Here is a 25,662-nt window from a genome sequence, read left to right on the forward strand (position 1 = left end):
TTCTATCAACGGCTTATACAGAACGGCAAAAAGCCAATCGTTGCCATCTCGGCTCTCATGCGCAAGATCATCGTCATCCTCAATGCCAGAATCAGAGATGACATCGCAAAACAGAGTTGATGACGAATTGAGGGGGGCGGGCAGGAAAACGCCTAAGTCCGCTTTTCCTCCCGAGAAGATCCTCTCCGTCGTCGTCATGCCATGGCTTGACCCACTGCTGTCCGGTTTGGAGGGGCGTCATTGGATTTCGAGACGGTTGGACTTGCTCCCGTCTCCCCCCTTGTGGGGGAGATGCCCCCGAATGGGGGCAGAGGGGGGTATAAGTCCCTCGGAACATTGCGGCTTTTGCTGAATATGCGGAAGCCTTACCCCCCCCCTCTGTCAGCTTTCGCTGACATCTCCCCCGCAAGGGGGGAGACGGGCGTCCGCCGCGCCGCTTGCGCGTCTCATACAGCTTTGAGTCGGAAATCAACTTTGATTTCATCGTCTTGGATGCAATCCCGGTACGTAAACCGGACAGCATTGGGCTTGACCATGGCACCCATGCAGTGACCTCTCCGGGCATCATGAGTTGATTGGTGGTGCTTGATTTTGCACGTTCTGCATTGCACTGAAGAGGTCCGAAACTTGGGGCAGTTCAAGCAGGGCGGACAGCGTGATGGGCGAGGCAAAGACTATCGGGACTGATGACTGCATCTGGCTGGTGTATGGGCATGCGGATCCGCGAAACGGTCGTGCATGGCGAGCAATTGAAACGCTGGACGCCGGAGGGAAGACACCGGAACATATCTTGAAGTCTATGAGGCAGACCAAAGTCGGATGGTTTTTGCCGCAAGATTGTTTCCCTAGAGATCTCTATCCTCACCCAGGCTTTTATCCAACTCCTCACAAACGACGTGTGCCTCAGATTTTCAGCAATGGCTTCGTCATGCTGTCTGGAGAAAGTGCAGAGGTTTTGCGGAGTTTCGACATCGGCGAAGGTGCGCTCTATCCCGTCCGCCTTTGGCATCCGGACCGGACGACACCCATGCCGGGAGAGTTTTTCTATCTGAGCCAGGGCAACAGGAAGGATGCGTTTCTGCCTGAGTTGTTTGAGGGCTACAAACTCATATCATCTTTAAAGCCATGGAAGATTTCACTCGGGCAACCGGAAAAGCCGCAATTGTTCTTCTCCACCGGGGCGCTCGCTGGTCCTGACATCTGGTGGGATAAGTCGATCTATGGCGATTTCTTTATCAGCAACCGGCTGAAAAAGGCCCTCAGCAAACGCGCGCTCGCCAGGGACTGGCGCCTGATGCGGTGTTCTGTCGTCGCGGATTGACTTGAGAATCCAGCTGCTTCCCGGCTCCTGCGGGTCCCTCCCTCTATCGCAATCCCAGTCGCCTTTTGGATGCAGACAGGAAACGGCATGGACCCCATGGTCGAGCCATGGGGTGACGAATACGGGTAGATTGTGGCTGCCGGGAGGATCGGTCTGGCGGCAGGTAAAGGCGGAAGAAACGGGGTCTTGGCGCTCGCCTCCGTCGTCCTGCCATGGCTTGACCATGGCATCCACGCCGTGACCTCTCCGGGCATAATGGCCTAAATGGGAACGGCAGCGGGCTTTGGGTTCAGGGAGGGTATCCTGTTCGGAACAATACCAGTTCGTGCTTGCCGCTCATCCCCGTCTTGATCTTTGAGGCCACACGCTTATGGTCACGGGTTCTTGCTGCCCGGAGAATGAGACGTGAGCGACGCGCAAAAGGCATGGCCGGTTGAAATCCGGCTGAAGTCCGACAAGAAGACCCTGACCGTTGGCTTCGACAATGGCGAGACCCACGATTACAGCGCCGAATATCTGCGGGTCTGTTCACCCTCCGCCGAGGTTCAGGGGCATAATCCTTCCGAGAAGAAGACCGTTCCGGGCAAGAGCAATGTGGAGATCATGGGGATCGATCCGGTGGGCAATTACGCCGTGCGGATCCATTTCGACGACATGCACTCCAGCGGCATCTTCACCTGGACCTATTTCCTGGAGCTTGCTCATGAGAAGGATAAGCACTGGGGGGGATATCTCCGGGACCTTCAGGAAAAGGGCCTCAGCCGCGAGCGCTGAGGCGGGGGGCAGACAAACGCAACCGTTTGTCTGCAACTTTGTTCTCACCAGTGGTGGAAAGGGGAACAAGCCTTTCCACTTGCCGTCATTCCGGGCTTGACCCGGAATCCATGCCATTCCGCCTCCTGAAAGCACAGCTTTTCTGTGGGGTAAGGTTACGGCATGGATGCCATGGTCTAGCCATGGCATGACGACGGCGGAGAGGGTTTCTCATGCAAATGAAGGACTTACCCAGTTCTCCAGCCCGAAAACTCTCAATCGTCAGCTGGCTGGACGCAGCCGGGGGCTGAGGCTTAAAGGCTAGGTGATCCTTGCAGCCTTGTGCCGCGTTCACTCTCCCGGTGCAAGGAAGGACTTCAGCTCGGCGTTTTCCTCTTCCAGCTGGCGGATATGCAGCAGGAGCCGGGAAATCTGCGCTTCGGCGGCCTGGCGGCTAACCTTCTGCGGAATATGCGAGGGGCAATTCCAGTCATAGGTCTCCACGTCCAGAACCACGAGCCGTTCAGGCAGGGCGCGGTAGCCGTCCGGGATCAATCTGGCTGCCAGATCCTCATTACCGGTAAGCGGCAGTTCCCGGACCTTTGCCCAGACCTTCATCCTGCGCCGGTTGGCATAATCCATCAGGAACAGGAAGGCCCGGTCGTTCACGGTGAGATTGCCGGACGAGATATATTGCCGGTTGCCCCGGAATTCCGCATAGCCAAGGGTGTGGCGATCCAGAACCTTCAAGAACCCCTGTGGGCCGCCCTTGAACTGGGAGTAGGGCCAGCCCGTCTCGGATACGGTCGACAGGTAGAACCCGTCGCGCGCCTCGATGAACTCTCGCTCGGGGAGGCCGATTTCCGGCTTGCCCGGGACGAAATAGGTACTCTGTGCGTAAAGTTCGCTGGCGCCTTCCTCTTCCTGGCGGGCCCTTACGGCCGGGGTGAAGGCAATAGCGGCGAGACCTTGAGACATGGCTGGCTCCTTTTCTGGTTCCTGTTCTGGCGCTCCGGGGAGCTGTCAGAGACCGAGGTCGGACAGGCCCGGATGATCGTCCGGACGGCGGCCCTGCGGCCAGTGGAACAGGCGCTCGTCCTCTGAAATCGCGAGATCATTGATGCTGGCGTAGCGCAACTCCATCAGACCGTCGGCGTCGAATTGCCAGTTTTCATTGCCGTAGGACCGGTACCACTGGCCCGCCTTGTCCCGCCATTCATAGGCAAAGCGGACGGCGATCCGGTTGCCGGTAAAGGCCCAAAGCTCCTTGATCAGGCGGTAGTCCTGTTCCTTTTCCCACTTGGCCGCCAGAAAGGCCTCGATCTCGCTCCGGCCCCTCGGAAACTCAGACCGGTTCCGCCATTGGCTGTCCGGCGTATAGGCAAGGGTGACTTTGCCCGGATCGCGGCTGTTCCAGCCGTCTTCGGCAGCACGAACCTTCTGGCGGGCGGTTTCCTCGGTGAAGGGTGGCAGCGGCGGGCGGGACATGGCAGGCTCCTTATGTGAACAGATCTGTTCAGTTTGATTGCTTATAAGTGGACAGATCTGTACAGTTTGTCAATTGGTGAGCCCGCAAGTTTTTTCCGTCTGGAGGTGCCGGGATCGATTTGGTCTCGCTCAAGGTGAGGATTCACCACAGAAAAAAAGCCCTTCTTGCCAAAGGCTGGCTGACTTGATAACTGTACTGATCAGTTTGGAATGAAGATATGAGACCTAGCAAACGGGACGAACTCGTCCGCAAAGCGCTGACTGTTTTCTACCGGGACGGATTCCATGCCACCGGCATGGACACGCTGGTGCAAGAGACGGGCATCTCCAAGACCACCATGTTCAAGCATTTCCGCACCAAGGAAGAGCTGATCCTGGCGGTTCTGCGCCTGCGCGACGAGAACTTCCGCAATTGGCTGATGCGGCGGATCGCGGACCTGTCTCCGTCACCTGCCGGGCAGTTGATTGCAGTCTTTGACGCCTTGGAAGAGTGGTTTGCCGAGCCGGATTTCCGCGGCTGCCTGTTCATCAAGGCGGCGGGCGAATATCCGGAGGAGGGGCATCCGATCCACGCCCAGTCCGCAGAGCACAAGCGGCTCCTGAAAAAGGGTCTTGAAGCCATCGCGAGGGCGGCGGGGGCTGCCGATCCTAACCTATTGGCCCGTCAGCTGCTTATCCTGAAGGAAGGGGCGATCGTGGCGGCCCACATGGGCTTTGATCCGGATCCGGCAGGCGCGGCGAAGTCTGCTGCAAAGGGGCTCTTGGCGCAGGCGCTGGGGAGTTGCGCGACCTCGGAGCGTTCTGACGAGTTGCACGCGGAGCGGAAGCCAGGGTGCCAGCCATTATGTGGTGACCCGGCTTAAGGGGAGTCACGCGGGTTTTGATGGTAAAACCTCCCCACAGCGCTTTCCCGGACGAAGCGGAGCGGAGATCCGGGATCTCTCATCTGCCTATCATATTGGAGGGAACGTGTATTAAAGCGGGTCCCGGCTCAAGGCCGGGACAGCCTGGAGAAAGTTTCTGCAACCGTGGTCTTTTCATCTGTCCGGGCGCTGGCCACTCAACATTTTCGGACAAATCCAAGCTTACCGCTTCACGATGATCTTCGAGCCGACCTGGACGTGGTTGTAGAGGTGGATCACGTCCTCATTGGCCAGGCGGATGCAGCCGGAGGAAACGGCGCTGCCGATGGTCCAGGGCTGGTTGGTGCCGTGGATGCGGTACAGGGTCGAACCGATATACATGGCGCGGGCGCCGAGCGGATTGTTCGGGCCGCCGACCATATGCGCCGGCAGGATCCGGCCCTTGGCCCGCTCACGGGCGCGCATTTGCGGCGGCGGGGTCCAGCCAGGCCATTCCGCCTTTCGGGTGATGTGGTGGGTGCCTGACCACTGGAAGCCCTGCTTGCCGACGCCGATGCCGTATTTCATCGCCTTGCCGCCAGGCAGCACGTGGTAGAGGCGGCGCTCAGTCGTGTCGACGATAATGGTGCCTGCGGAATATGGGCCGTCATAGCGGACGGTCTGCCGCTTGATCGGAGACTTGCCGCCGTAACCGGGCCCGAAATCCACCCACTTCTTGGTATTGGGATCAAAGAACTGGCCACCCGGATTGGCGCTGGCAGTGGCTGTCATGGCAGCCAAAGCAAGAATAGCGGCTGCGACTAGACCTTTCCGCATTCTGGAAGTCTCCTGAAGTGATCGATATTACAAGTTGGTCAAAAAAATACTCACTCCAGATTAGGGGTGTCATATTGAGACAATATTAACATTGAGAGCGCCCGGTTCGAAGTTCTTTTCAGTCACGGAATCGTGAGGTCGCCGCTCAAGAACACAGCTGGCCTCAGGAAAAGCGTATGAAAGCCGTGGATGACTTCGTTCTGCCCCAATTGCGGCGCCAGAGCGTGACAGAATCACCTTCAAATGGACCAGATTAAGGGGATGACCATGTTTGGCAGGCGGCAAGCCTTGGGAACAGTGACGGCAGCTTTCGCGGCATTTGCCAGCGCGGAGGCAGCGCAGGCATCCTCCATCGACCGGTGCGTATCGGGTTTGAAGCAGGAAGCGGTCGCCGCAGGCGTGTCGCCGCAGGTGGCAGCCCGCATGCTGGACGGCGCAAAATTCGACGAGAAGGTCATCCGTTTTTCCTCCTCCCAGCCGGAATATGAAACGCCGATCTGGGATTACATGGCTTTCCTCGTCGATGAACAGCGGATCAAGGACGGCAAGGCCCTCTTGAAGAAGCACGCCAAGACGTTGGCGTCAGTCGAAAAGCGCTATGGCGTCGACCGGCATGTGGTGCTGGCCGTCTGGGGCATCGAGAGCGATTACGGCCAGTTCCGGGGCGATTTCTACACGCCCCATGCCCTGGCGAACCTCGCCTGCGCGGGCGGCAAGCGCGCCAAATATTTCAAGGGCGAGCTGATCACCACCATGAAGATCGCCTCCGCCGGCCATGTGCCTGCGGAAGGCTTTGTCGGCTCCTGGGCGGGTGCCTTTGGCCAGACCCAGTTCATGCCCACGACCTACAACCGTCTTGCGGTGGATTTTGACGGCGACGGCCACCGGGATCTGGTGAATTCCGTTCCGGACGCGCTGGCCTCGACGGCGAATTTCCTCAAGGATGCGGGCTGGAGCAATTCCCGCCCCTGGGGCATTGAGGTGAAGGTGCCTGATGGTTATGACGGTCCGGAGGGGCGCACCAAACGGGCAAACCTGACCACATGGTCCAAGCGCGGGCTGACCCGGATTGACGGCAAGGGCTTGAGCGGAGGTCTGGAAACCGGGCTGATCCGCCCGGCAGGAGAGAACGGGCCAGCCTTTCTGGTGACCCGGAACTTTGATGCTTTGCGCTCCTATAATGCCTCCCAGTCCTATGGCCTCGCCATCGCGCTCCTGTCGGAACTGGTGAAGGGCGGCAAGCCCTTCCAGGCGCCTTGGCCGACGGATGATCCGGGTCTGTCCCGGGCCCAGCGGCTGGAACTTCAGCATCTTCTGAACCGCAACGGTTTCAATGTCGGCGAGCCCGACGGCAAGGTCGGGCCGGCAACGCGCAAGGCCATCGAACAGGCCGAGGCCCGCCACGGACTGCCTGTCACGGGACGTCCCGCCTACAAGGTCTATATGGCGCTCGGCGGGAAATAAGAGGCGAGCCCTCACCCGGCGCTGTGCGCCGGTCTCTCCCAGGCTTGGGAGAGGTGCGAGGGGGAGAGGTGCGAGGGATACGGCTATGCTTGTGAAGGCGAAGAAGGCTCCAAGAGCTTTCAGACTGATGACAAACCCCACCACTGCGTTTTCCCGGACGTAGCGAAGCGAAGATCCGGGATCTATCTTCTATTTATTCTATTGAAAGAAATAGGGTTTTTAGACAGGTCCCGGCTCAAGGCCGGGACGGCGCGGAGAAAAATCCTGAACCCTTAGGTTTGTCATCAACCTCGGAGGCTCCAAGACCCTTTACCTTTTTTGTCAGAACTCCGCCCCTCCACCCGCCTGAGCAGATCCCCTCTCCACGCCGGGGAGAGGGTCAGGGTGAGGGGGCATACTTGCCGAAGCTTACTGCTCCTCCAGCCGGTCGTTGGCCGGGGGCGGGGTGCGGGACAGGCTGGCGATTTCCTTGCGCAGCTCTGCCGTCATATCGATCTCAACAGACTTGAGAGCGGGTGCCAGCTGCTCCGGGTTCCGCGCGCCGATGATCGGCGCGGTGACGGCCTCATGGCCTCCAACCCAGGCGACCGCGAGAGAGACCGGGTGAACGCCCATCTCATCCGCAAAAACGGTGAAACGCTCGGCCACGTCATAGACCCAGTCCTCGCCATAGCGGGCGGCATACATGCTGTTTTGCGACAGGCGCGCCCCTTCAGGCTTCACACCGGGCCGGAACTTGCCGGACAGGAGGCCGCCGCCAACCGGGCTGTAGGAGATGACCCCAAGGCCTTCCGACTTCGCAAGCGGCAGGATCTCCGCCTCGGCCTGGCGCTTGACCAGATTATACATAGGCTGCAGCACGTCGAACCGGCTCCAGCCCTTCCGTTCACTGATGCCAAGCGCCTTGGCCACCTGCCAGGCGGCATAATTGCTGGCGCCGATGTAAAGCACCTTGCCGGAGCGCACCACATCCTCAAGCCCGCGCAAGGTTTCCTCAATGGGAAGCGAAGGATCGAACTGGTGAACGAAATAGACGTCCAGCCGGTCGGTGTTCAGCCGCTTCAAGCTGGCCTCGACGGCGCGTGCCACGTGGCGGCGGTTGGTGCCGCCGGAATTGGCATCCTGACCGGTCTTGCCATGCACTTTTGACGTGATGACCAGCTCGTCCCGCTCATGGGCGATCAGCTTGCCGAGAATGGTTTCTGCTGCCCCTCCGGAATAGATATCCGCGCAGTCGAAGAAGTTGATGCCTGCGTCACGGCAAGCGCCGTAAAGCCGCCCGGAAGTTGCCTCATCCGCATCTCCGCCGAAGGACATCGTGCCGAAGCAAAGCTGCGAAACCTGCACGCCCGTCCGGCCCAAAGGTTTGAGTTTCATGAGTTTCTCCCAGATCCTCTTTATAGAACCAGGGCACAGAAGACCGGATACGGCCTTCCTCGTCCAGTGCTGAATCCGTCATAGCTGTTTGTCCCCTTGCGTCACCTGTTGTCAGCGGCTCTATTGCGGCGCAATATGCGTTGAGGAACAGGAGACGCCGGATGTCGGGAAGAATACTCACGGTTGCGCAGCAAAAAGGTGGCTCCGGCAAGACAACGCTCACCGCGCATCTCGCTGTCGGTCTTGCCCGGCAGACCGGACGCCCGGTGGCCATTCTTGATGTGGATCCTCAAGGCTCGCTCGGAACCTGGTTCGAGGCCCGTGAACAGATGCTGGGCGAGGATGAGACCGGTCTTGTCTTCCGCACCGCCTCTGGCTGGGGCGCCCGCCGGGAGGCGCGGTCGCTGGCGCGCGATCATGCCTATGTGATCATCGACACGCCGCCGAAAACCGATGTGGATGCCAAACCCGCCATTGATGCGGCGGATCTCGTTGTGGTGCCGATCCAGCCGACGCCGGTGGATCTTTGGGCGACCAGCCAGACCATCCAGCTTGCTGCCCGTGAGGACACGCCCGCCATCCTGGTGCTCAACCGGGTGCCGCCAAGGGCCGCGCTCACCCTGGAAATGGCGCAGGCCATGGGGCAGTCCGGGTATGAGGCCCTGTCTGCCCGCCTTGGCAACCGGACGGCCTATGCCGCCTCCATGGGCAGCGGCCGCACGGTCCTTGAAACGGATGCGTCCGGAAAGGCTGCTGCGGAGGTCAGCGCCATGATTGCGGAACTGATCAGCAAGATCTGATTTGGCCGCATAGAAGCAGACTCGCTCTGGTGGCATTGCGAAAGGGTTTTCCGCAACGCGGGAACTTTTCGTCTTGAGCCGTGCCGCATTCTCGTGTTCCGTGACGTCAGTATTTTTTATTCAGTCTGGGAGGGCGTCATGTTTGTCCGCGCCACGAACCTTTTGAGCCATTTTACCAAAGCAGAACAGCCAAACCGCAAGAGATCCGCCGGCTGGCGGGCCGGTTTTGCCCTGGCGGTGGTTTCCGCCGCAGTGTTCGGCGCAGCGGTCCTTTCGCCAGTCAGCGCGCAGCAGTCCGGGAAGGACCGGCGCATCGTCACGATCGATGATGCCGACTTCTTTGGTTCTGACTATCGCACGGTCAAGAACGTGGATCTGGACGGCTGCAAGCTGGCCTGCCTCGGCGACAACCAGTGCCGCGCCTTTACCTTCAACACCTCTGCCGGATGGTGCTTTCTGAAGTCCGACTATGGCCAGCTTCAGAGCTTCAACGGGGCCATTGCGGGCCGTGTTGTTGAAGTGGCCCAGAACCGGCCCAATCAGGAAACGGACCGCAAGGCCGAACTGACCTTCCTGACCAAGCCGCAGTTTGAAGCGGCAACCACTTACGCCAAGAAGGTGGAGCAGGACGGCGATCCGGCCGGCCGCACCGTCCAGCAATTGCGCGATGAAGCTGCCCAGGCGATGGCGGGCCGCAATTTCGCCGCCGCCGAATCCCGTCTGATCTCGCTGCTGTCCCTGGCCCCGTCCGATCTGGATGCCTGGCAAGGGCTGACCGTTGCCCTGGTTCAGCAGAACCCGGATGACTGGAACGAGCGCGAGCGCAAGCGGCAGGAAGCGCTGTCGGCCTCGATAAATGCCTATTTGCGCTCGGTCGAGCCTCATGAGCGTGCCCGCTCCCTTGATCTTCTGGGAACCGCCCTGTCGCGGGAAAACCTCTGGAAGGTTGCCATCAAGTCCTGGCGGGCGTCCCTTGCGCTGAACGACAGCGACGCCGTCCGCAACCGCTATGACGATGCGGTGAGCAACTATGGCTTCCGCATTGTCGACCATCAGGTGGATTCCGATGCTGCCGCGCCGCGGATCTGCATCGTTCTGTCCGATACCTTGCCCAAGGGCGAGGACATGTCTCCCTATGTCTCCGTGACCGGCAAGGGCTCCGTTTCGGTCGAAACCGGTGATGCTCAGGTCTGCGCCGATGGCGTTCAGCATGGCGAGCGCTATCAGATCACCGTCCGTTCGGGTCTTCCTGCAGCCGATGGCGAGGTTCTGGAGAAATCCTCCGACCTGAACATCTATGTCCGCGACCGGTCCCCGGCGGTGCATTTCCTTGGCCGGGCCTATGTTCTGCCCTCCGGCGGCGAGCCGACCATTCCTGTCGTGTCCGTCAACACCGCGAATGTGAAGGCCGAAGTCTTCCGCATTGGCGACCGGTCCCTGGCCGGTGCCATCCGTGAAGGACGTTTCCTCAGCCAGCTTTCCTCCTATGAAAGCGGTCAGATCACGGAAGAGCAGGGCGAAAAGGTCTGGAGCGGAACTGTCGAGACGGAAAACCGCCTTAATGAAGATGTGACCACCGCCGTTCCCTTCAAGGCACTCGGCATCGAGATGAAGCCGGGCGTTTATGTGATGACGGCCCGCTCCGAACTGGACACGAATGAATGGGGCGCGAAAGCCACCCAGTGGTTCATCGTCTCCGACCTGGGTCTGACCTCGCTCAGTGCCTCTGATGGGATTGCGGTCAATGTCCGCTCTCTCAACAGCGCCAAGGCTCTCGAAGGCGTGACTGTGCGTCTGGTCGCCATCAACAATGAGATCCTCGGCGAAGCCACGAGTGGCAGCGATGGGTTCGCACGCTTTGCCGCCGGTCTCACCCGTGGCCGGGGCGGCATGGCGCCCGGGCTGGTGACCGCGGAAACCGCTGAGGGGGACTACTCCTTCCTGGATCTGCGCAAGCCCGCCTTTGATCTTTCAGACCGGGGTGTCGAAGGCCGTCCGGCGCCGGGTCCGCTTGATGTCTTCACCTGGACCGACCGTGGCATCTACAAGGGCGGCGAGACCGTTCATGCCCAGGCCATGATCCGCACGGCCAAGGCCGTGGCGCAGGAAGGCTTGCCGCTGACCTTCAAGATCATCCGTCCGGACGGGGTCGAGCATTCCCGTCAGGTGGTTCAGGATCAGGGGCTTGGCGGCTATCTTCTTGATCTTCCGCTGGATGCGGGCGTCCAGCAGGGCGTCTGGTCCTGGGAGGTCTATGCCGACCCGAAGGGCGCGCCCCTTTCTCAGGCGACTTTCCTCGTTGAGGACTACCAGCCGGAGCGTGTGGATTTCGCGCTGGAAACCGAAGCAAAGGCCTTCGACCGTCAGGCACCGACGCCCGTATCTCTCGAGGCCCGGTTCCTCTATGGCTCTCCGGCCAGCGGCCAGAGCCTTGAAGGCGACATCATTGTCACCCCGGTGCGCAGCCTTGCGGCTCGTCCAGGTTATGTCTTCGGCCTTGCCGACAGCGAAACCTATCCGTCCCGCGACAGTCTTCCGGGCGGTCTTGTGACCGACAGCGAAGGCAAACTGAGCTTCAATGTCACCTTGCCCGAGCTGCAGGAAACCACCGCTCTTTATAAAGGACAGCTGGTTGCCCGTCTGGTTGAGGCCGGAGGGCGCTATGTCGAGCGCCGTCTGGAGCTGCCGGTCACGGCTGATGGACCGCGTGTCGGCATCCGTCCGCTGTTCGATGGCGGCGTGGATGAAGGCGGTCAGGCCGAATTCCAGGTGATCCTGGTGGATGCGGAAGGCAAGACCATCGCAGCCGACGGTCTCGCCTGGTCCCTGTCTAAGATCAACCGCCGCTACCAGTGGTACCGCAGTGACGGTTCCTGGTCTTATGAACCGATCACGTCCACGTCCCGCGTTGCCAATGGCAATCTGGATTTGGTTGCTGGCGAGCCCGCCCGACTGGCCCTACCGGTCGACTGGGGCCGCTACCGCCTGGAAATCCAGGCGCGGGGCGACATGCCGACAGCCACCAGCGTCGAGTTTTCCGCCGGCTGGTACACTGCGGATGCCACGTCCGAGACGCCGGATTATCTGGATGTCGGGCTCGACAAGAAGACCTACCGTGCCGGTGAAACCGCCGTGCTGCGGCTTGCGTCCCAGGAAGGCGGCATTGCTGTCGTGAATGTTGTCTCCGGCGGCCTGATCAGCTCGCGTACGGTGACGGTCGAAGCGGGCACGGCGGAAGTGTCTCTGCCGGTGACCGACGACTGGGGGGCAGGGGCCTATGTCACGGCCAGCCTCTACCGTCCGATGGATTTGGCGGAAAGCCGGATGCCCAGCCGCTCAGTTGGCCTGACCTGGCTTCAGGTGGAACCGGGTGACCGGGATCTTGACGTTCAACTGGACACGCCGGATCACATTCTGCCGTCGACCACGCTGGAGGTGCCGCTGCGCATTGCCAATCTGGCGGCTGGCGAGGAAGCCTATGTCACGCTGGCTGCCGTGGATGTGGGGATCTTGAACCTGACCGGTTTCGAGCCGCCCGCGCCGGAAGATTGGTATTTCGGCCAGCGCCGTCTGGGCGCCGAGATGCGCGACCTCTATGGCCAGCTGATCGACCGGACAGCGGGAACGCCCGGCAAGGTCCGCTCTGGCGGCGATGCCAGCGCCATGCGTCTGAACGCTCCACCGCCGGAAGAAGAGCCTCTGGCACTGTTCTCCGGCCTTATCAAGGTGGACGATGAGGGCAAGGCGACCGTCAGCTTCGATATTCCAGCCTTCAACGGCAAGGTCCGGATCATGGCTGTGGCCTGGTCGGCCAAGGGTGTTGGCCACGGGGTTGCCGATGTCGAGGTGCGCGCGCCGGTCGTCATGACCTCCAGCCTCCCGGCCTTCCTTGCGCCGGGCGACACGTCCCGCATGCAGCTGGAGATCGACAATGTGGATGGGGCTGCCGGAACGTATGACCTGACCCTGTCTGTTGAGGGACCGGCAGCGCTCGGGGACGGGGCCGCCGAGGTCCGTCAGCTTGCGCTGGAGCCCGGCAATAAAGCCCGTGTTCTTGTCCCGCTTGCTGCTGGCAGCGAAACCGGCATGGCCACGGTCTATGCGGCACTGACCGCACCGGATGGGTCTGAAACGGTCAAGCGCATGCCGCTGCCGGTCAAGGACACCCAGCCGGAACTGACGCGCCGTTCACTCTTCTCGCTCAATGCGGGAAACAGCGTGACCCTGGACCGCGACCTTTATGAGGGGCTGCGTCCCGGCTCGGTGAAGGTCACCGTGACGGCGGGCGGAGCTGCCCGGATCGATGTTGCCGGTCTTCTGGATGCTCTGGACCGTTATCCCTTTGGCTGCACGGAACAAACCACCAGCCGGGCGTTGCCGCTGCTTTATCTCAATGAAGTGGCAAGTGCGGCGGGTCTCGGGTCTGATCCGGAAATCCGGGAGCGGGTTACCAAGGCCATCGCCCGGGTTCTGGCGAACCAGTCCTCCAACGGCTCCTTCGGCCTCTGGAACAGCTATGGCAACGACGATCCCTGGCTGGACGCTTATGTGGCGGACTTCCTGACGCGGGCAAAGGAAAAGGGCTATTCCGTTCCGGATCTGGCCTTTACCCAGGCGCTCGACAATCTGGAGAACCAGCTGTCCTATGCGTCCGACTTCCAGAATGGCGGCGAAGCGGTTGCCTATGGGCTCTATGTCCTGTCCCGTAATGGCCGGGCCTCCATGGGGGACCTGCGCTACTATCTGGATGCCAAGCTCGGCGAGTTTGCGACGCCCCTTGCCAAGGCCCAGCTGGCCGCCAGCCTCTCGCTTTATGGCGAACAGGCCCGTGCGAAGACCGGCTTTGACGCCGCGATCCGGTCTCTCGATCTGATGTCTTCGGGCAACTACCGGGAAGACTATGGCACGCCACTGCGCGACAGTGCCGGGGTGCTGACCTATGTCGCCGCGTCGCCCGCTCTGGAGGCGGAACAGCAAGAAGCCAGCCAGATCGTTCAGCGGGAGCAGGAAACCTCCAGCAGCTATTCGACCCAGGACATGGCCTGGCTGCTGATGGCAGCCCAGGAGCTGAACGCGAAGGCACAGGAAACCAGCCTCTCGGTCAACGGCACCGGCTCCGATGGGCGGCTGGTCTGGTCCTTCGATGCGGCAAGCCTGGAAAACGGCGGCACAGTGATCAAGAACCAGGGCAAGACGGCCTCGGATCTTCTGGTCAGCGTCGCCGGTCAGCCGGTGACGCCGGAACCAGCGGGCGGCCACGACTATGCCATCGAGCGTCAGCTTTATGATCTCGACGGCAATCCGGTCGACCCGAGTGCGGTTCCGGTCAACACGCGCATTGCCGTGGTGATTACCGTCCGGGCTCTGAGCGAAGTACCGGGACGTCTGATGGTGGTCGACCGGATCCCGGCTGGTCTTGCCATCGACAACCCGCGGCTGGTGCGCTCTGGCAGCATTGCGGCTCTGGACTGGCTGTCCTCTGTGGATCAGCCCGAACACGCCCAGTTCCGCAATGACAGCTTTGAAGTGGCCATCAATGAATCGCGCATGGACGGGTCGGAGCACAGCTTCGTCTATCTGGCCCGTGCGGTGACGCCCGGAACCTATGCTCATCCACCGGCAACGGTGGAAGACATGTACCGTCCGGAGCGCCATGCCATTGGCGAAACCGGCCAGTTCACGGTTCTCGGACCGGTCCGCTAAGAGCTGTCACCCAGATGAAAGGCAAGGCGCGGGACGGGAGACGGGCAAGCTGGCGGCGGCGCATGCGCTATGCCGCCGGTGGCTCTGTCCTTTGTCTCGCGCTGGCCATCGGGGCGGGCGCGAAGATCGCCCATGATGTCTCGAGCCTGCCGCCGCTGGCGGGCGCCTCGGGCATCACCTTGTCGCCGGTGGTTCTCGACCGGAATGACAGACTGCTGCGGTCCTTCACCAGCGCGGATGACAAGTGGCGGCTGCCGGTTGAGCTCTCCGAAGTCGATCCGCTCTATATCCGTATGCTGCTCGCCTATGAGGATGGCCGCTTTTACGAGCATCACGGGGTCGATCCTCTGGCCGCTCTGCGTGCTGCCGGGCAAATGCTGACCTCTGGCAAGATCGTCTCCGGCGGCTCGACCCTGACCATGCAGGTTGCCCGCCTGCTTAGGGAAGTTTCCACACGCTCGCTTCAAGCCAAATATGATCAGGTCATCACGGCGCTGAAGCTGGAGGAAACCTTTTCCAAGGACGAGATCCTCCATCTCTATCTCCTGAGGGCGCCTTTCGGCGGCAATCTTGAAGGTATCCGCGCGGCCAGCCTTGTCTGGTTCGGCAAGGAGCCGTCCCGCCTGACCCCGGCTGAGGCTGCTTTGCTTGTGGCCTTGCCCCAGTCGCCTGAAGCCCGCCGTCCGGACCGGTTCAATGAAAGCGCGAGAACTGCCCGCGACCGGGTGCTCGCCCGCGCCGTTGGGGCCGGTGTGATCAGCGCCGAGGAAGCAGAGGCCGCGCAGAAGGACAGTGTGCCCACCGCCCGGCGGGACATGCCTTTCCTGGCCGCGCATGCAGCGCGCAAAGCCGTGCTCGGCAATCCGGGAGCAGCCGTCCACCGTCTGACGCTTGAGCGGGATCTTCAGTCCACGCTTGAAACCCTTGTCCGCCGCCATGTGCAGACCCTCGGGCCTCATATCTCCGCAGCGGTGCTGGTGGCCGATCATACGACGGGGGAAATTCTCGCCTCGGTTGGCTCTCCCGGCCTTCTGGATGAGGCGCGCCTCGGCCATGTGGATATGACCGAAGCGCTGCGCTCGCCCGGCTCCACGCTCAAGCCCTTCATCTATGGTCTCGCGTTTGAAGAAGGCATTGCTCATCCGGAAAGCTTCGTCGACGACCGGCCCATCGACATCGCCGGGTACCGCCCGACCAATTTCGACATGGGCTATCAAGGCCGGGTCACGGTTCGTGAAGCCCTGCAGATGTCGCTCAACACCCCGGCTATTCAGCTGCTTGAAGCTGTGGGCCCTTCCAGGCTGATGGCGCGGATGAAAAGGGCAGGGGTGTCGCCGGTTCTCTCCGGTGACAAGGCGCCCGGTCTTGCCATCGGGCTCGGCGGGCTCGGCCTCAGCCTCAAGGATCTGGCGGCGCTTTATGCAGCGCTTGCGGAAGGGGGGCGGATTCGCCCCTTGAGTCTCTACCGGGATGCTGCTGGTTTGCCGGTTCGTGCCGATCTGGGCGGACAGGATCCCCTGTTGCCCTTGCTTGATCCGATCGCCGCCTGGCATGTGGGCGACATTCTGACAGGTCTTCCCCATCCCTGGGCCGCGGGCTCTGCCAAGATCGCCTACAAGACCGGCACGTCCTACGGTTACCGGGACGCTTGGGCCGTTGGTTTTGACGGGCGTCATGTGATCGCTGTGTGGACAGGCCGTGCAGACGGAACCCCCGTTCCAGGGCAGACGGGTGCCGGAAGCGCCGCACCGCTTCTGTTTGAAGCCTTCCAGAGACTAAAGGGCGAGCGCCAGCCGTTGAAGGACCGCCCGGCGGGCGTTCTCGCAATGACAACCGGCGAGTTGCCGATTCCTCTTCGCCACGCCCGTGTTGCCCAGCCGGAAAGCACCGCGCAATCGCGCCCGCTCAAGATCACCTATCCGCCAGACGGTGCTTTGGTGGAGCTTGGGCTGGGGTACGGGACGGCAGAGCAGCATACCCTGATTGTGAAGCTGGAAGGCGGACGGCGCCCTTACACCTGGTTCGTAAACGGCGCTCCGGTCGAAACGGCCTTGTTCCGGAAAGAGCTGGTCTGGACGCCGGACGGGGAGGGTTTCGCAACCGTCTCTGTTCTGGACGCGAACGGTCAGGCCTCCCGGATCGATATTTCCATCAAATAAGCGTCCAGATTCCTTTCCCTCAGCCCCCGTCATTCGGGCCGACGAGATCTGGTGCGGGATTCGTTCAGTCTGATTCCTGCACTGGCTTTCCCACAGTCCAGCCTGCCTGATCCACAAGGGTGGGGCGATGGTCGCGGGTATGATCTTTGGCGAAGCAGAAACGAAAACTCGAATCGAAGCTGGAATCAGGCGGAAATCAGCCCATCCCGCTTGTTTTAAGGCCGGAGCTGGATGGGCGTGAAGTCTCACCAAGAGCTGCGAAATTCCCCGCCAAGCCCCTCATTTCCTAACGAATTCTTACTTTTGCCCCTGATTTTGTGACATTCGGGCAACACCGGATTTTGAAAGGCCGTCCCGAGGCTCTGTTGCCGCTTTTCGAGATTGCGCCGCCGGTGCGGATGCGTATGTTCGAACTGCGAGCGGCTTTCGGGCCGCGCTGCTTTGCCCGCCTCGGACGTCCAACCTCCGACCGGCGGCCAAGTCAGAGAATTTCGCGGGGAAACGATGACTACGGCAAGCGCCGGACCTCAGATGAGGAAGTCGTCAGTAACATGACTGTTTGGAGGTCAGAAATGAACTTTAAGAGCCTTATGCTCGGCGCCGCCGCTGTTGCTGCTGCCACTTCTGCTCAGGCTGCCGACCTGCCGGTCGCCGCTGAGCCGGTTGACTACGTTAAGGTTTGCGACGCTTACGGCGCACGCTTCTACTACATCCCGGGCACCGACACCTGCCTGCGCGTCGGCGGCCGTATCCGCGCTGACTACCAGATCAACAACTTCGCGGACACCACCAAGGGCCTCAGCGCTTGGAACAACCACGCTTCTGATGGTTACCGTTTCCGCGCTCGCGGTTACATCTACCTCGATAGCCGCACCAACACCGAATTCGGTCTGCTGCGCACCTACACCTCGATCTACGGCACCAACACCAATGGTTCCGAAGGCTTCGATCTGGACAAGGCGTTCATCCAGTGGGGCGGCCTGACCTTCGGTCATGCTACGTCGTTCTTCGACTACTTCACCGGTCAGGCATTCATGGGCGTTGTTGGCCGTAACTGGTCCGACACCACCGTTAACCTGGCAGCTTACACTGCAGCTTTCGGCAACGGCTTCTCCGCTACGCTGTCTGTTGAAGATGGTGACTTCCGTGAAAACGGCGCTTACGGCGGCAACCGTTACCCGGACCTCGTTGCTAACCTGCGCGTTGACCAGGGTTGGGGTTCTGCTCAGCTGTCTGGTGCTCTGCACCACGTTAACCCGGCTGTTAACACCACCAAGGATCACACCGGCTACGCAGTTCAGGGTGGCGTGACCATCAACCTGCCGATGCTGTCTTCCGGTTCGAACATTGCGTTCCAGGCTGCTTATGCAGACGGCGCTCTGAGCTACCTCGGCACCAGCCTTGCTGACTACAACGGCAACAAGACCAACACCGGTTGGAACGTTGGTGCTGGCGTGTTCTTCAAGGCAACTTCGACCGTTGGTCTGGCTCTGGACGGCTCCTACCTCGACGTAGATGTTGCTAACAGCAACAGCGACGTTACCCGTTGGGCAATCGACGGTTCCGTTCAGTGGGAACCGGTTTCCGGCCTGCAGATCGGTGCTGACATGGGTTACGCTTCTACCGACGTCAAGAACAGCAATGCCGACCTGGACGAGCTGCTCTTCGGTGTTCGCGTACAGCGCACCTTCTAATTCAACCCTTTCCTAAGGTTTGAATGAGAAAGCCCGGCGGAAACGCCGGGCTTTTTTCATGTGCCGGTGATTGCGTTTGGTTCCGAAACCGGAGCTGCCAGTTAGCTTAAATGCTTTCTGGTCTAAGTCCTGACGGGCCAATATTTCTTGTTCTCGCGCTCCCGTGATCGTCTTCCCAGACACAGCAAAGACGCAACGAAGCGGAGATCCTGGAACGGTGAGTCCGGAACTCCTCAGTTTTATTGTTGAAACAATTTGCCTTTGTAGATCACCGGTCCCGGCTCGCGCTGCGCTTGGCCAGGAATGACAAACTGATAGGTTTCGAGCGGGAAAACTGGCTAAGTCAGCCTTTCCGCATGATGCATCCTCTCCATCTTCGTCCTGCCATGGCTTGACGGCGAGAGAAAAGGCTGGACACCCTAAATCCCCCTTGAGAACAGAGGTGACGGCGGAAGATCAGCACTCCCGTCAAATCAGGCGTTTCAAGAAGGTGAGGATGGCCGATTGGGTGATCGCGTCCCACAACAGAGGGGCATGACCTTCGCCTTCGACCTCTATGAGTTTTGTGTCCGGGTGCCGGAGAGACATGGTCTGGGCGGTTTCAGCGGACAGAATATCGGAAAGCGCGCCCCGGATCACCAGCACGGGGATGCGGTTTGAGGCTTCAAAGAGGGGCCAGAGATCCGGAAAGGCGCCGCCTTTGTCCCAGCCTTCGAGCGTTTTGCCGAGATTTGGATCATAGTTCAGCGTTATGCCAGCGTCCGAAGGCGAGGCCAGTTGCTGTGCGAGGCGCAACCAGTCAGAGCCGCCAAGATCCGGGAATTGGGCTTCAAGGCCGGATTTCAGGCTGAGAGCGAGAGAATCGAAGCTTTCATAGGTCATTTTAGAGCCGACGGAGCCGGAGATCCGCTTCAGTCCATCAAACTCGATGACGGGGCCAATGTCATTGAGGATCATGCCCGCCATCTGCTCCGGACCGTACGTCGCGGCCATGGCCATGGCATGCAATCCGCCGCGGGAGGTGCCGAGGACAACGAAGCGCTCCAGTTCAAGGTGCGTGATGGCAGCTGCTATGTCCTCTGCCTCCACGGGAATGGAATAGCTGTGCCAGTCTGACGTCCAGGAGCTGAAGCCGCGCCCCCGGTAATCCAGGGCGATGACGGGATGGCCTTTGGCAGTCATGGCCTTCGCGATCGCGTCGAAATCCCTCGTGTTGCGCGATAGGCCGGGCAGGCAGAGGAGGGGCAGCTTGCCTGCCTGCTCCCATTCAGCTGGCGCTTGATCCGTCCCGGCCCACCTTGGCGTCCAGCGTCTCCCGCTCAGAATGAGTCCCCCGGAGCCTGTCCAGCAGAACCGGTTTGATCTGCCTTCAAGTGAGCCTGCGGCATTGAGGGGTATCTGATCTGACATGAAGGAACCCTTTGAATGAGGCGTTTCGGGTCAGACTACTGCGCTGCTTGACAGCTGGCCAGACAGCTTTCTGTTGCTTGGTTGCCGTGGTTGTAAAGAACCTGAACTGGCGCAGGACTTCGCCATTGCTCAGGGCAATTCTGAGGATTATGGTGCCGGTCCAGTCCGCCATGCCGGCGGGTGGAAACTGTCAGTACGATTAAGGAAACCAGAGATGTTTAGCGGATCGATTCCAGCGCTTGTCACACCGTTCACCAACGGGGCGCTTGATGAGAAACGGTTCCAGGATTTCGTCGACTGGCAGATAAAAGAGGGCTCTAACGCGCTGGTTCCGGTGGGAACCACGGGCGAAAGCCCGACGCTGAGCCACGATGAACACAAGCGGATTGTTGAGCTGTGCGTTGAAGCTGCTGGAGGACGCGTGCCTGTCATGGCGGGCGCCGGTTCCAACAACACGGCTGAAGCGATCGACCTTGCCAGGTTCGCTGAAAAGGCGGGGGCAGACGGTCTGCTGATCGTCACGCCCTATTATAACAGGCCGAACCAGGCTGGTTTGAAGGCGCATTACCGAGCCATTGACGCGGAGGTGGGGATTCCGATCTTCATCTATAATATCCCGGGCCGGTCGGTGATCGACATGCTGCCGGAAACGATGGCGGAGCTCTTCAAGACCTGCAAGAACATCAAGGGCGTGAAGGATGCAACTGCAAACATGGCCAAGGCCAGCATGCAGCGTCATCATTGCGGCCCGGATTTCGTGCAGCTGTCTGGCGAAGACATCACGGCGCTGGCCTTCAATGCGCATGGCGGTACGGGCTGTATCTCGGTGACGGCAAACCTTGCACCGCGCCTGTGTGCAGACATGCAGGCTGCTTGCAAGGCAGGGGACTATGCCACGGCCCTGGAAATCCAGGACCGTCTGGCGCCTCTGCATCAGGCGCTGTTTATTGAGCCGAACCCGGCAGGCGTGAAATATGCCCTGTCGCTGATCGGCAAGATGGAGAACAGCCTGCGCCTGCCGCTGGTGCCTGTTGCTGAAAGCACCCAGGCGGAAATCCGCTCTGCGATGGCTCATGCCGGGCTGCTGAACTGACGCAAGGCTTTAAATCACGGCTTGAACGCCTATTTAAACTCACATTGCCCGGCCCGGTCGCGAGCCGGGCAATGTTTTTAACCGACAAGACCGAAGAGTAGAGACAATGGCCCCGAAACGCGGAGATGCGCCCGGTCGGAAGATTATTTCCGACAACCGGAAGGCCCGGTTCAACTTCGAGATCGAGGATACGCTGGAAGCGGGAATCGAGCTCAAGGGAACCGAGGTGAAGTCGCTGCGCAACGGCAAGGCGAATATCGCCGAGTCCTATGCCGCCGAGTATCAGGGCGAAATCTGGATCTACAACGTCTACATTCCGGAATATCTGCAGGCCAACCGCTTCAATCACGAGCCGCGCCGCCCGCGCAAGCTGCTCCTGCACAAGCGCGAAATCGGCAAGCTGGCCGGTGCCGTCCAGAAGGAAGGCAAGACCATCGTTCCGTTGAAGCTCTATTTCAACGAGCAGGGCCGGGCGAAGATCGAACTGGCGCTGGCCAAAGGCAAGAAGCTGCATGACAAGCGCGAAACCGAGAAGCAGCGCGACTGGCAGCGGGAAAAGGCCCGGGTGTTTAAAACCTTCGGATAAGCTGTGGAAGGCTTGTGGACAGAAGACAGTTCATCTGGCCCCTGTACACTTCGTTTTCACCGCTTTTCAACCCATGATCAACAGGTTGAGCTTGTCTCTCATCTCTGCCGGAATAGGAATGGGTCTGCGGGTTTCCCGGCCAACATGCACATGAACAAACCGGCCCTGCGCGGCCGGTTTTTCTTTGCCGTCCTGAAACAGGCCGATTTGGTAAACAACTGACGAGGAACCGATTCTCTCGATTCGAATGCCAGCGCGAATGGTTTCCGGAAAGATCAGTTCCGAAAAATAATGGCAGCCGGTTTCCACCACTAGAAACACTGTGGGGGAACTGCGCGGATCGAGCAGACCCTGTTCCACATACCAGCCATTCACAGCCGTGTCGAAAAAGCTCAGATACTGGACATTGTTGACGTGACCGTAAATGTCGACGTCCATCCAGCGGGTGGGGATATCTCTGAAAACCGGGAAGGCAGGTCGGAGCAAGGGTTGCGGGCGCTCCGGTTTGGGAAAACTTGTCATGCGGGGAATGTCCTGGCCGGGGAAGGTATAATACGTCGCTCGAATGAGCCTCTAGATTGACCCTTCATCCCAGGGCAGTCGAGACAAACCTAAGGCGTAGGATGCTGCTGCCCGACTTCATCGCAGACCCCGGTTCCGGGGCAGGATCACGTATACTTTGCTTTCTGCACAGTTGCAGACGCTTTGGGCGGTCCTTATAGACCGCCCGTGCCGAACTTGTTGGTACGCGGGAAGCCGGTGGGGGGCAGGCGGCCAGCCTGGCCGCGTTCACCGCGCCAGTCGGTCAACTCTTCCAGAGACCGGTTGAAGGTGCGGCCAGAGCTGTCGGTCCAGATCAGGCCTTCTTCGCCCTTGAACACCTTGATGTCGGACACCCGGCCATCCCGGTAGCGCTGCAGGCGCACGCCGCGCCCGCGGCCCATCTGCGGGATCTGGTTCAACGGGAAGACCAGCAGCTTGCGGTTCTCGCCGATGATGGCAACCTGATCGCCAGCCGCCTCAACGCAGATCACGGCCTCATTCGGCAGGGTCAGGTTCAGCACCTGCTTGCCCTTGCGGGTGTTGGCGATCACATCCTCTTCCGGCACCACGAAGCCGCGGGCCTCGTCGCTGGCAATCAGCAGCATGCGGCCCGGCTTGTGCACGAAGGCACTGACGATGTCCTGCGCCTCGTCCATTTCCACCATCAGGCGGATAGGTTCGCCATGGCCGCGGCCGCCGGGCAGCTTGTCGGCCCCCAGGGTGAAGAACTTTCCACCGGTGGTGAAGATCAGCACCTTGTCCGTCGTTTCCGCATGGAACGACAGCTTCAGTGCATCGCCCTGCTTGAAGGCGACAGAGCCGAGATCGCTCTGGTGGCCCTTCAGGGCGCGGATCCAGCCCTTCTGGGACACGATCACCGTGATCGGCTCTTTCTCGATCATGGCCTGATGGATGTCTTCCAGATCGTGTTCCGGGGCTTCCGTCAGGCTGGTACGGCGCTTGCCGATCTCTGTTTCCGGACCATAAGCCTTGGCGATTTCGCCAATTTCCTTGCCGATGCGGGTCCACTGGCGGGCATCGGAGCTCAGCAGCTTGGTCAGCTCGTCTTTTTCGTCCGAGAGCTTGCCGTGCTCCTTGCGGATCTCGATTTCCTCGAGCTTGCGCAAGGACCGCAAGCGCATGTTGAGGATGGCTTCGGCCTGAACATCGCTTAGGTCGAAAAAGCGCATCAGCTCGGCCTTGGGCTCGTCTTCCTCGCGGATGATGCGGATGACTTCATCAAGGTTCAAATAAGCCTTGAGATAGCCTTCCAGCACTTCAAGCCGGTGATTGATCTGGTCGAGCCGGTGTTCGGAGCGGCGGATCAGCACGTCCTTGCGGTGGGCAAGCCACTCGGTCAGGACCTGCTTCAGCCCCATCACCATGGGCACCTTGCCCATGGACAGCACGTTCATGTTCAGCGAGAACCGGTTTTCCAGGTCCGTCAGCTTGAACAGGGATTCCATCATCAGGGCAGGGTCGACATTGCGCGAGCGCGGCACCAGAACGACGCGGATATCCTCGGCGGATTCATCGCGCACATCTTCCAGAAGCGGCAGCTTGCGGGCCGTCAAAAGCTCGGCGATCTTCTCGATCAGGCGGGATTTCTGCACCTGATAGGGAATTTCCGTGACCACGATGACCCACTGGCCCCGGCCAAGGTCCTCCACTTCCCAGCGGGCGCGGACGCGGAAGCTGCCACGGCCCGTGGCATAGGCTTCGCGGATTGAGCCTTCGTCGGACACGAGCAGGCCGCCGGTCGGGAAATCCGGGCCCTTGATATAGTCAAGCAGCTCGAGCGGATCGCAGCCCGGGTTCTTGATCAGATGCTGGCAGGCCTCGCACAGCTCAAAGGCATTGTGCGGGGGAATGGAGGTCGCCATGCCCACAGCAATGCCGGATGAGCCGTTGGCGAGCAGGTTCGGGAACCCGCCCGGCAGAACGATCGGTTCCTTGTCTTCCCCGTCATAGGTCTCGCGGAAGTCGATGGCGTTCTCGTCCAGGCCGTCCAGCAGGCGCTTGGCCGTGTCGGTCATCCGGGCTTCGGTGTAACGCATGGCGGCAGCGTTATCGCCGTCCACATTGCCGAAGTTTCCCTGGCCGTCGATCAGCGGATACCGCTGGGCAAAATCCTGCGCCAGGCGCACGAGGGCGTCATAGACCGCTTGATCCCCATGCGGGTGATACTTACCGATCACGTCACCGACCACACGGGCGCATTTCTTGAAACCGGATCCCGGATCCAGCTTCAGAAGGCGCATGGCATAAAGCACGCGCCGGTGAACCGGCTTCAGGCCGTCGCGCACATCGGGCAGGGCCCGGTGCATGATCGTCGACAAGGCATAGGCAAGGTAACGCTCTTCCAGCGCTTCCCTGAGTTCAATGCCTTCAATGCCGCTTGGCGGAGCTACTTCTTTTCCCATGCTTCAAGAGCTAACGTGCTTGGGGCGCCGACACAATCAGAGGGGAGGGGAAATCGCGGAGTTCTGCGGGTTTTCCACGTTTTCAAAAGACCGGGAACGCCAGAAAGTCAGGCCAGATCATCAGGCCCGGATCGTCAGGTCATGAAATCCCAGGGCTGGGCCTCCCGGTAGCCCTTCTCGACAGCGCTGAGCACCGGCGCGCGCAGGAGAGACAGTGACGGGGCCTGAGGCAGGGTGTCGTGCCCGGCCTCGCGGATCCGCTCCAGAAAGAATGAGGTCAGCCTGAAGCCTTCCGCAATATCGGTAAAGCTGATCTCGCCGCCCTGCTGGCGCTGGCCTTCCACCAGAAAGCCGGGCAGGGGCAAGAGCCTATCATGATAGGGCAGGCCCGCCTCCCGGCTCACCGCCCGGCCGGAATTGGGGGAGACATAGGCAAGGTCATCCATGCGGCCCGTGGCAGCGCAAGCGGTCAGATCGAGGCCGAAACCCAGTTCGGCCAGTAGTTCCAGCTCGAAGCGGACCAGGAGCGGGGCAGCCACCTGCGGGCTGTCCATGTGGTCGAGAACGACCGACAGGGCATGGAAAAGCCGCGGATGGGGATCGCGCTCGGGCAGCAGGCGCAGGAGACCGGCCAGATGCTGGACGGAATGGAGCCCGAGCGGTGTTTCCATCAATTGGGCGGCGCGTGACTTCACCGGATCGATGGAAAACTGGCCCATCTGGTCGGTGAGCCGTGCGCGCCAGGTCACCTGCACCTGATTGCCGGGCTGAAGAGCCGGTTGAAGGCGGCGGGATTTCCCGCCGCGCACCACGCCTGCGTGTCGGCCATGGCTTTCGCTCATGATCTCGAGGATCACGTTGCTCTCACCCAGCCTGCGGGCCGTCAGAACGATTGCTTCACCGGTCCATTCCATGGCGCTGTTTTAGCAGCACCGGTGGGCAATTGTCCTGCGGCTTGTCGATGGAAGACGGCACGATGTGCAGAAGTCCGGCAATTCAGGCAAGCACCTGAGCGCAGGCCCTCACCCCAGCCCTCTCCCTGAGGGCTACTAGATTCACACATCTCATTCGTTGGCTTGGGTGTGATTTTGGATGAGATTGAGGCCTTTCCTCATAGCCTGGAACTGGAGCCATCCTTCGAGCATGACAATGGGTCCCGGCTTTCCGTA

Annotated in this window: 18 protein-coding genes and 1 pseudogene; 11 read left to right on the plus strand and 8 right to left on the minus strand. The window is 60.6% G+C overall.

All coding sequences use genetic code 11. The annotated features are described in order from the left end of the window. From IG616_RS23250 to IG616_RS22425, 3 genes and pseudogenes are all read left to right on the plus strand, one after another. Positions 1-120, plus strand: a pseudogene (locus IG616_RS23250) (IS110 family transposase); the annotation flags it as partial. 538 nt (positions 121-658) lie between these two features. Further along, on the plus strand, positions 659-1,321 hold the full coding sequence (locus IG616_RS22420) for a hypothetical protein (RefSeq protein ID WP_192151143.1): 663 nt from the start codon (positions 659-661) through the stop codon (positions 1,319-1,321). Positions 1,322-1,726: 405 nt separating this feature from the next. Continuing rightward, positions 1,727-2,095 carry a gamma-butyrobetaine hydroxylase-like domain-containing protein gene (locus IG616_RS22425; protein ID WP_192151145.1) on the plus strand — a complete coding sequence of 123 codons (369 nt, stop codon included), beginning with the start codon at positions 1,727-1,729 and terminating at the stop codon, positions 2,093-2,095. A gap of 330 nt (positions 2,096-2,425) precedes the next feature. On the opposite strand, the gene IG616_RS22430 is transcribed toward IG616_RS22425, so the two are convergent. After that, positions 2,426-3,052 (minus strand): pyridoxamine 5'-phosphate oxidase family protein, encoded by a 627-nt coding sequence (locus IG616_RS22430; protein WP_192151147.1) that lies wholly within the window; start codon positions 3,050-3,052, stop codon positions 2,426-2,428. Between the two features lie 45 nt (positions 3,053-3,097). After that, entirely contained in the window at positions 3,098-3,562 is a 465-nt protein-coding gene (locus tag IG616_RS22435) for a nuclear transport factor 2 family protein (RefSeq protein WP_192151149.1), read from the minus strand. Between the two features lie 218 nt (positions 3,563-3,780). Here IG616_RS22435 and IG616_RS22440 point away from each other — a divergent pair, with 218 nt between their 5' ends. Continuing rightward, complete coding sequence (locus IG616_RS22440; RefSeq protein ID WP_192151151.1) at positions 3,781-4,425, plus strand: TetR/AcrR family transcriptional regulator; 645 nt, start codon at positions 3,781-3,783, stop codon at positions 4,423-4,425. Between the two features lie 222 nt (positions 4,426-4,647). Here the strand turns inward: IG616_RS22440 and IG616_RS22445 are convergent, their stop codons facing one another. Continuing rightward, the gene (locus IG616_RS22445) at positions 4,648-5,241 is read right to left on the minus strand and encodes a L,D-transpeptidase (protein WP_192151153.1); all 594 of its coding nucleotides are present in this window, start codon (positions 5,239-5,241) and stop codon (positions 4,648-4,650) included. Between the two features lie 243 nt (positions 5,242-5,484). On the opposite strand from IG616_RS22445, the gene IG616_RS22450 reads away from it, so the two are divergent. Continuing rightward, complete coding sequence (locus IG616_RS22450) at positions 5,485-6,705, plus strand: lytic murein transglycosylase (protein ID WP_246476368.1); 1,221 nt, start codon at positions 5,485-5,487, stop codon at positions 6,703-6,705. A 408-nt stretch (positions 6,706-7,113) separates the two neighbouring features. Here IG616_RS22450 and IG616_RS22455 read toward each other — a convergent pair whose 3' ends face one another. Further along, positions 7,114-8,082 carry an aldo/keto reductase gene (locus IG616_RS22455; RefSeq protein ID WP_192151155.1) on the minus strand — a complete coding sequence of 323 codons (969 nt, stop codon included), beginning with the start codon at positions 8,080-8,082 and terminating at the stop codon, positions 7,114-7,116. A gap of 161 nt (positions 8,083-8,243) precedes the next feature. On the opposite strand from IG616_RS22455, the gene parA reads away from it, so the two are divergent. The 4 genes from parA (at position 8,244) to IG616_RS22475 (ending at position 18,438) form a co-directional block, all read left to right on the plus strand. After that, the gene (gene parA / locus IG616_RS22460; RefSeq protein ID WP_192151157.1) at positions 8,244-8,882 is read left to right on the plus strand and encodes a ParA family partition ATPase; all 639 of its coding nucleotides are present in this window, start codon (positions 8,244-8,246) and stop codon (positions 8,880-8,882) included. A gap of 138 nt (positions 8,883-9,020) precedes the next feature. Beyond that, positions 9,021-14,585, plus strand: coding sequence for an alpha-2-macroglobulin family protein (locus tag IG616_RS22465; RefSeq protein WP_192151159.1), 5,565 nt, complete (start codon positions 9,021-9,023; stop codon positions 14,583-14,585). A gap of 14 nt (positions 14,586-14,599) precedes the next feature. Beyond that, a complete protein-coding gene (pbpC, locus tag IG616_RS22470) occupies positions 14,600-16,744 on the plus strand; it encodes a penicillin-binding protein 1C (protein ID WP_209008052.1) in 2,145 nt (714 codons plus the stop codon). A 572-nt stretch (positions 16,745-17,316) separates the two neighbouring features. After that, positions 17,317-18,438: a porin gene (locus tag IG616_RS22475; RefSeq protein WP_192151161.1), complete on the plus strand. Its 1,122-nt coding sequence runs from the start codon at positions 17,317-17,319 to the stop codon at positions 18,436-18,438. Positions 18,439-18,906: 468 nt separating this feature from the next. Here the strand turns inward: IG616_RS22475 and IG616_RS22480 are convergent, their stop codons facing one another. Then, positions 18,907-19,848, minus strand: a complete 942-nt coding sequence (locus IG616_RS22480; RefSeq protein WP_192151163.1) for an alpha/beta fold hydrolase — start codon at positions 19,846-19,848, stop codon at positions 18,907-18,909. A gap of 214 nt (positions 19,849-20,062) precedes the next feature. On the opposite strand from IG616_RS22480, the gene dapA reads away from it, so the two are divergent. Continuing rightward, entirely contained in the window at positions 20,063-20,941 is an 879-nt protein-coding gene (gene dapA, locus IG616_RS22485) for a 4-hydroxy-tetrahydrodipicolinate synthase (RefSeq protein WP_192151165.1), read from the plus strand. A gap of 106 nt (positions 20,942-21,047) precedes the next feature. Beyond that, complete coding sequence (gene smpB, locus IG616_RS22490) at positions 21,048-21,527, plus strand: SsrA-binding protein SmpB (protein WP_192151171.1); 480 nt, start codon at positions 21,048-21,050, stop codon at positions 21,525-21,527. 66 nt (positions 21,528-21,593) lie between these two features. Here the strand turns inward: smpB and IG616_RS22495 are convergent, their stop codons facing one another. From IG616_RS22495 to recO, 3 genes are all read right to left on the minus strand, one after another. Further along, positions 21,594-22,049 carry an acyl-CoA thioesterase gene (locus IG616_RS22495; RefSeq protein ID WP_192151173.1) on the minus strand — a complete coding sequence of 152 codons (456 nt, stop codon included), beginning with the start codon at positions 22,047-22,049 and terminating at the stop codon, positions 21,594-21,596. A 194-nt stretch (positions 22,050-22,243) separates the two neighbouring features. Further along, complete coding sequence (gene parC / locus IG616_RS22500) at positions 22,244-24,493, minus strand: DNA topoisomerase IV subunit A (protein WP_192151175.1); 2,250 nt, start codon at positions 24,491-24,493, stop codon at positions 22,244-22,246. A 134-nt stretch (positions 24,494-24,627) separates the two neighbouring features. Further along, positions 24,628-25,407 carry a DNA repair protein RecO gene (gene recO, locus IG616_RS22505; RefSeq protein WP_192151177.1) on the minus strand — a complete coding sequence of 260 codons (780 nt, stop codon included), beginning with the start codon at positions 25,405-25,407 and terminating at the stop codon, positions 24,628-24,630. Positions 25,408-25,662 lie beyond the last annotated feature (255 nt).

Source organism: Roseibium litorale, assembly GCF_014842915.1.
GTDB lineage: Bacteria > Pseudomonadota > Alphaproteobacteria > Rhizobiales > Stappiaceae > Roseibium > Roseibium litorale.

Bases quoted from the DNA above. Each gene is read 5' to 3' on its own strand.
- IG616_RS22420 (WP_192151143.1), top strand. From the start codon at position 659: ATGGGCGAGGCAAAGACTATCGGGACTGATGACTGCATCTGGCTGGTG.
- IG616_RS22430 (WP_192151147.1), bottom strand. From the start codon at position 3,052: ATGTCTCAAGGTCTCGCCGCTATTGCCTTCACCCCGGCCGTAAGGGCC.
- IG616_RS22435 (WP_192151149.1), bottom strand. From the start codon at position 3,562: ATGTCCCGCCCGCCGCTGCCACCCTTCACCGAGGAAACCGCCCGCCAG.
- IG616_RS22440 (WP_192151151.1), top strand. From the start codon at position 3,781: ATGAGACCTAGCAAACGGGACGAACTCGTCCGCAAAGCGCTGACTGTT.
- IG616_RS22445 (WP_192151153.1), bottom strand. From the start codon at position 5,241: ATGCGGAAAGGTCTAGTCGCAGCCGCTATTCTTGCTTTGGCTGCCATG.
- IG616_RS22450 (WP_246476368.1), top strand. From the start codon at position 5,485: ATGGACCAGATTAAGGGGATGACCATGTTTGGCAGGCGGCAAGCCTTG.
- IG616_RS22455 (WP_192151155.1), bottom strand. From the start codon at position 8,082: ATGAAACTCAAACCTTTGGGCCGGACGGGCGTGCAGGTTTCGCAGCTT.
- parA (WP_192151157.1), top strand. From the start codon at position 8,244: ATGTCGGGAAGAATACTCACGGTTGCGCAGCAAAAAGGTGGCTCCGGC.
- IG616_RS22465 (WP_192151159.1), top strand. From the start codon at position 9,021: ATGTTTGTCCGCGCCACGAACCTTTTGAGCCATTTTACCAAAGCAGAA.
- pbpC (WP_209008052.1), top strand. From the start codon at position 14,600: ATGAAAGGCAAGGCGCGGGACGGGAGACGGGCAAGCTGGCGGCGGCGC.
- IG616_RS22475 (WP_192151161.1), top strand. From the start codon at position 17,317: ATGAACTTTAAGAGCCTTATGCTCGGCGCCGCCGCTGTTGCTGCTGCC.
- IG616_RS22480 (WP_192151163.1), bottom strand. From the start codon at position 19,848: ATGTCAGATCAGATACCCCTCAATGCCGCAGGCTCACTTGAAGGCAGA.
- dapA (WP_192151165.1), top strand. From the start codon at position 20,063: ATGTTTAGCGGATCGATTCCAGCGCTTGTCACACCGTTCACCAACGGG.
- smpB (WP_192151171.1), top strand. From the start codon at position 21,048: ATGGCCCCGAAACGCGGAGATGCGCCCGGTCGGAAGATTATTTCCGAC.
- IG616_RS22495 (WP_192151173.1), bottom strand. From the start codon at position 22,049: ATGACAAGTTTTCCCAAACCGGAGCGCCCGCAACCCTTGCTCCGACCT.
- parC (WP_192151175.1), bottom strand. From the start codon at position 24,493: ATGGGAAAAGAAGTAGCTCCGCCAAGCGGCATTGAAGGCATTGAACTC.
- recO (WP_192151177.1), bottom strand. From the start codon at position 25,407: ATGGAATGGACCGGTGAAGCAATCGTTCTGACGGCCCGCAGGCTGGGT.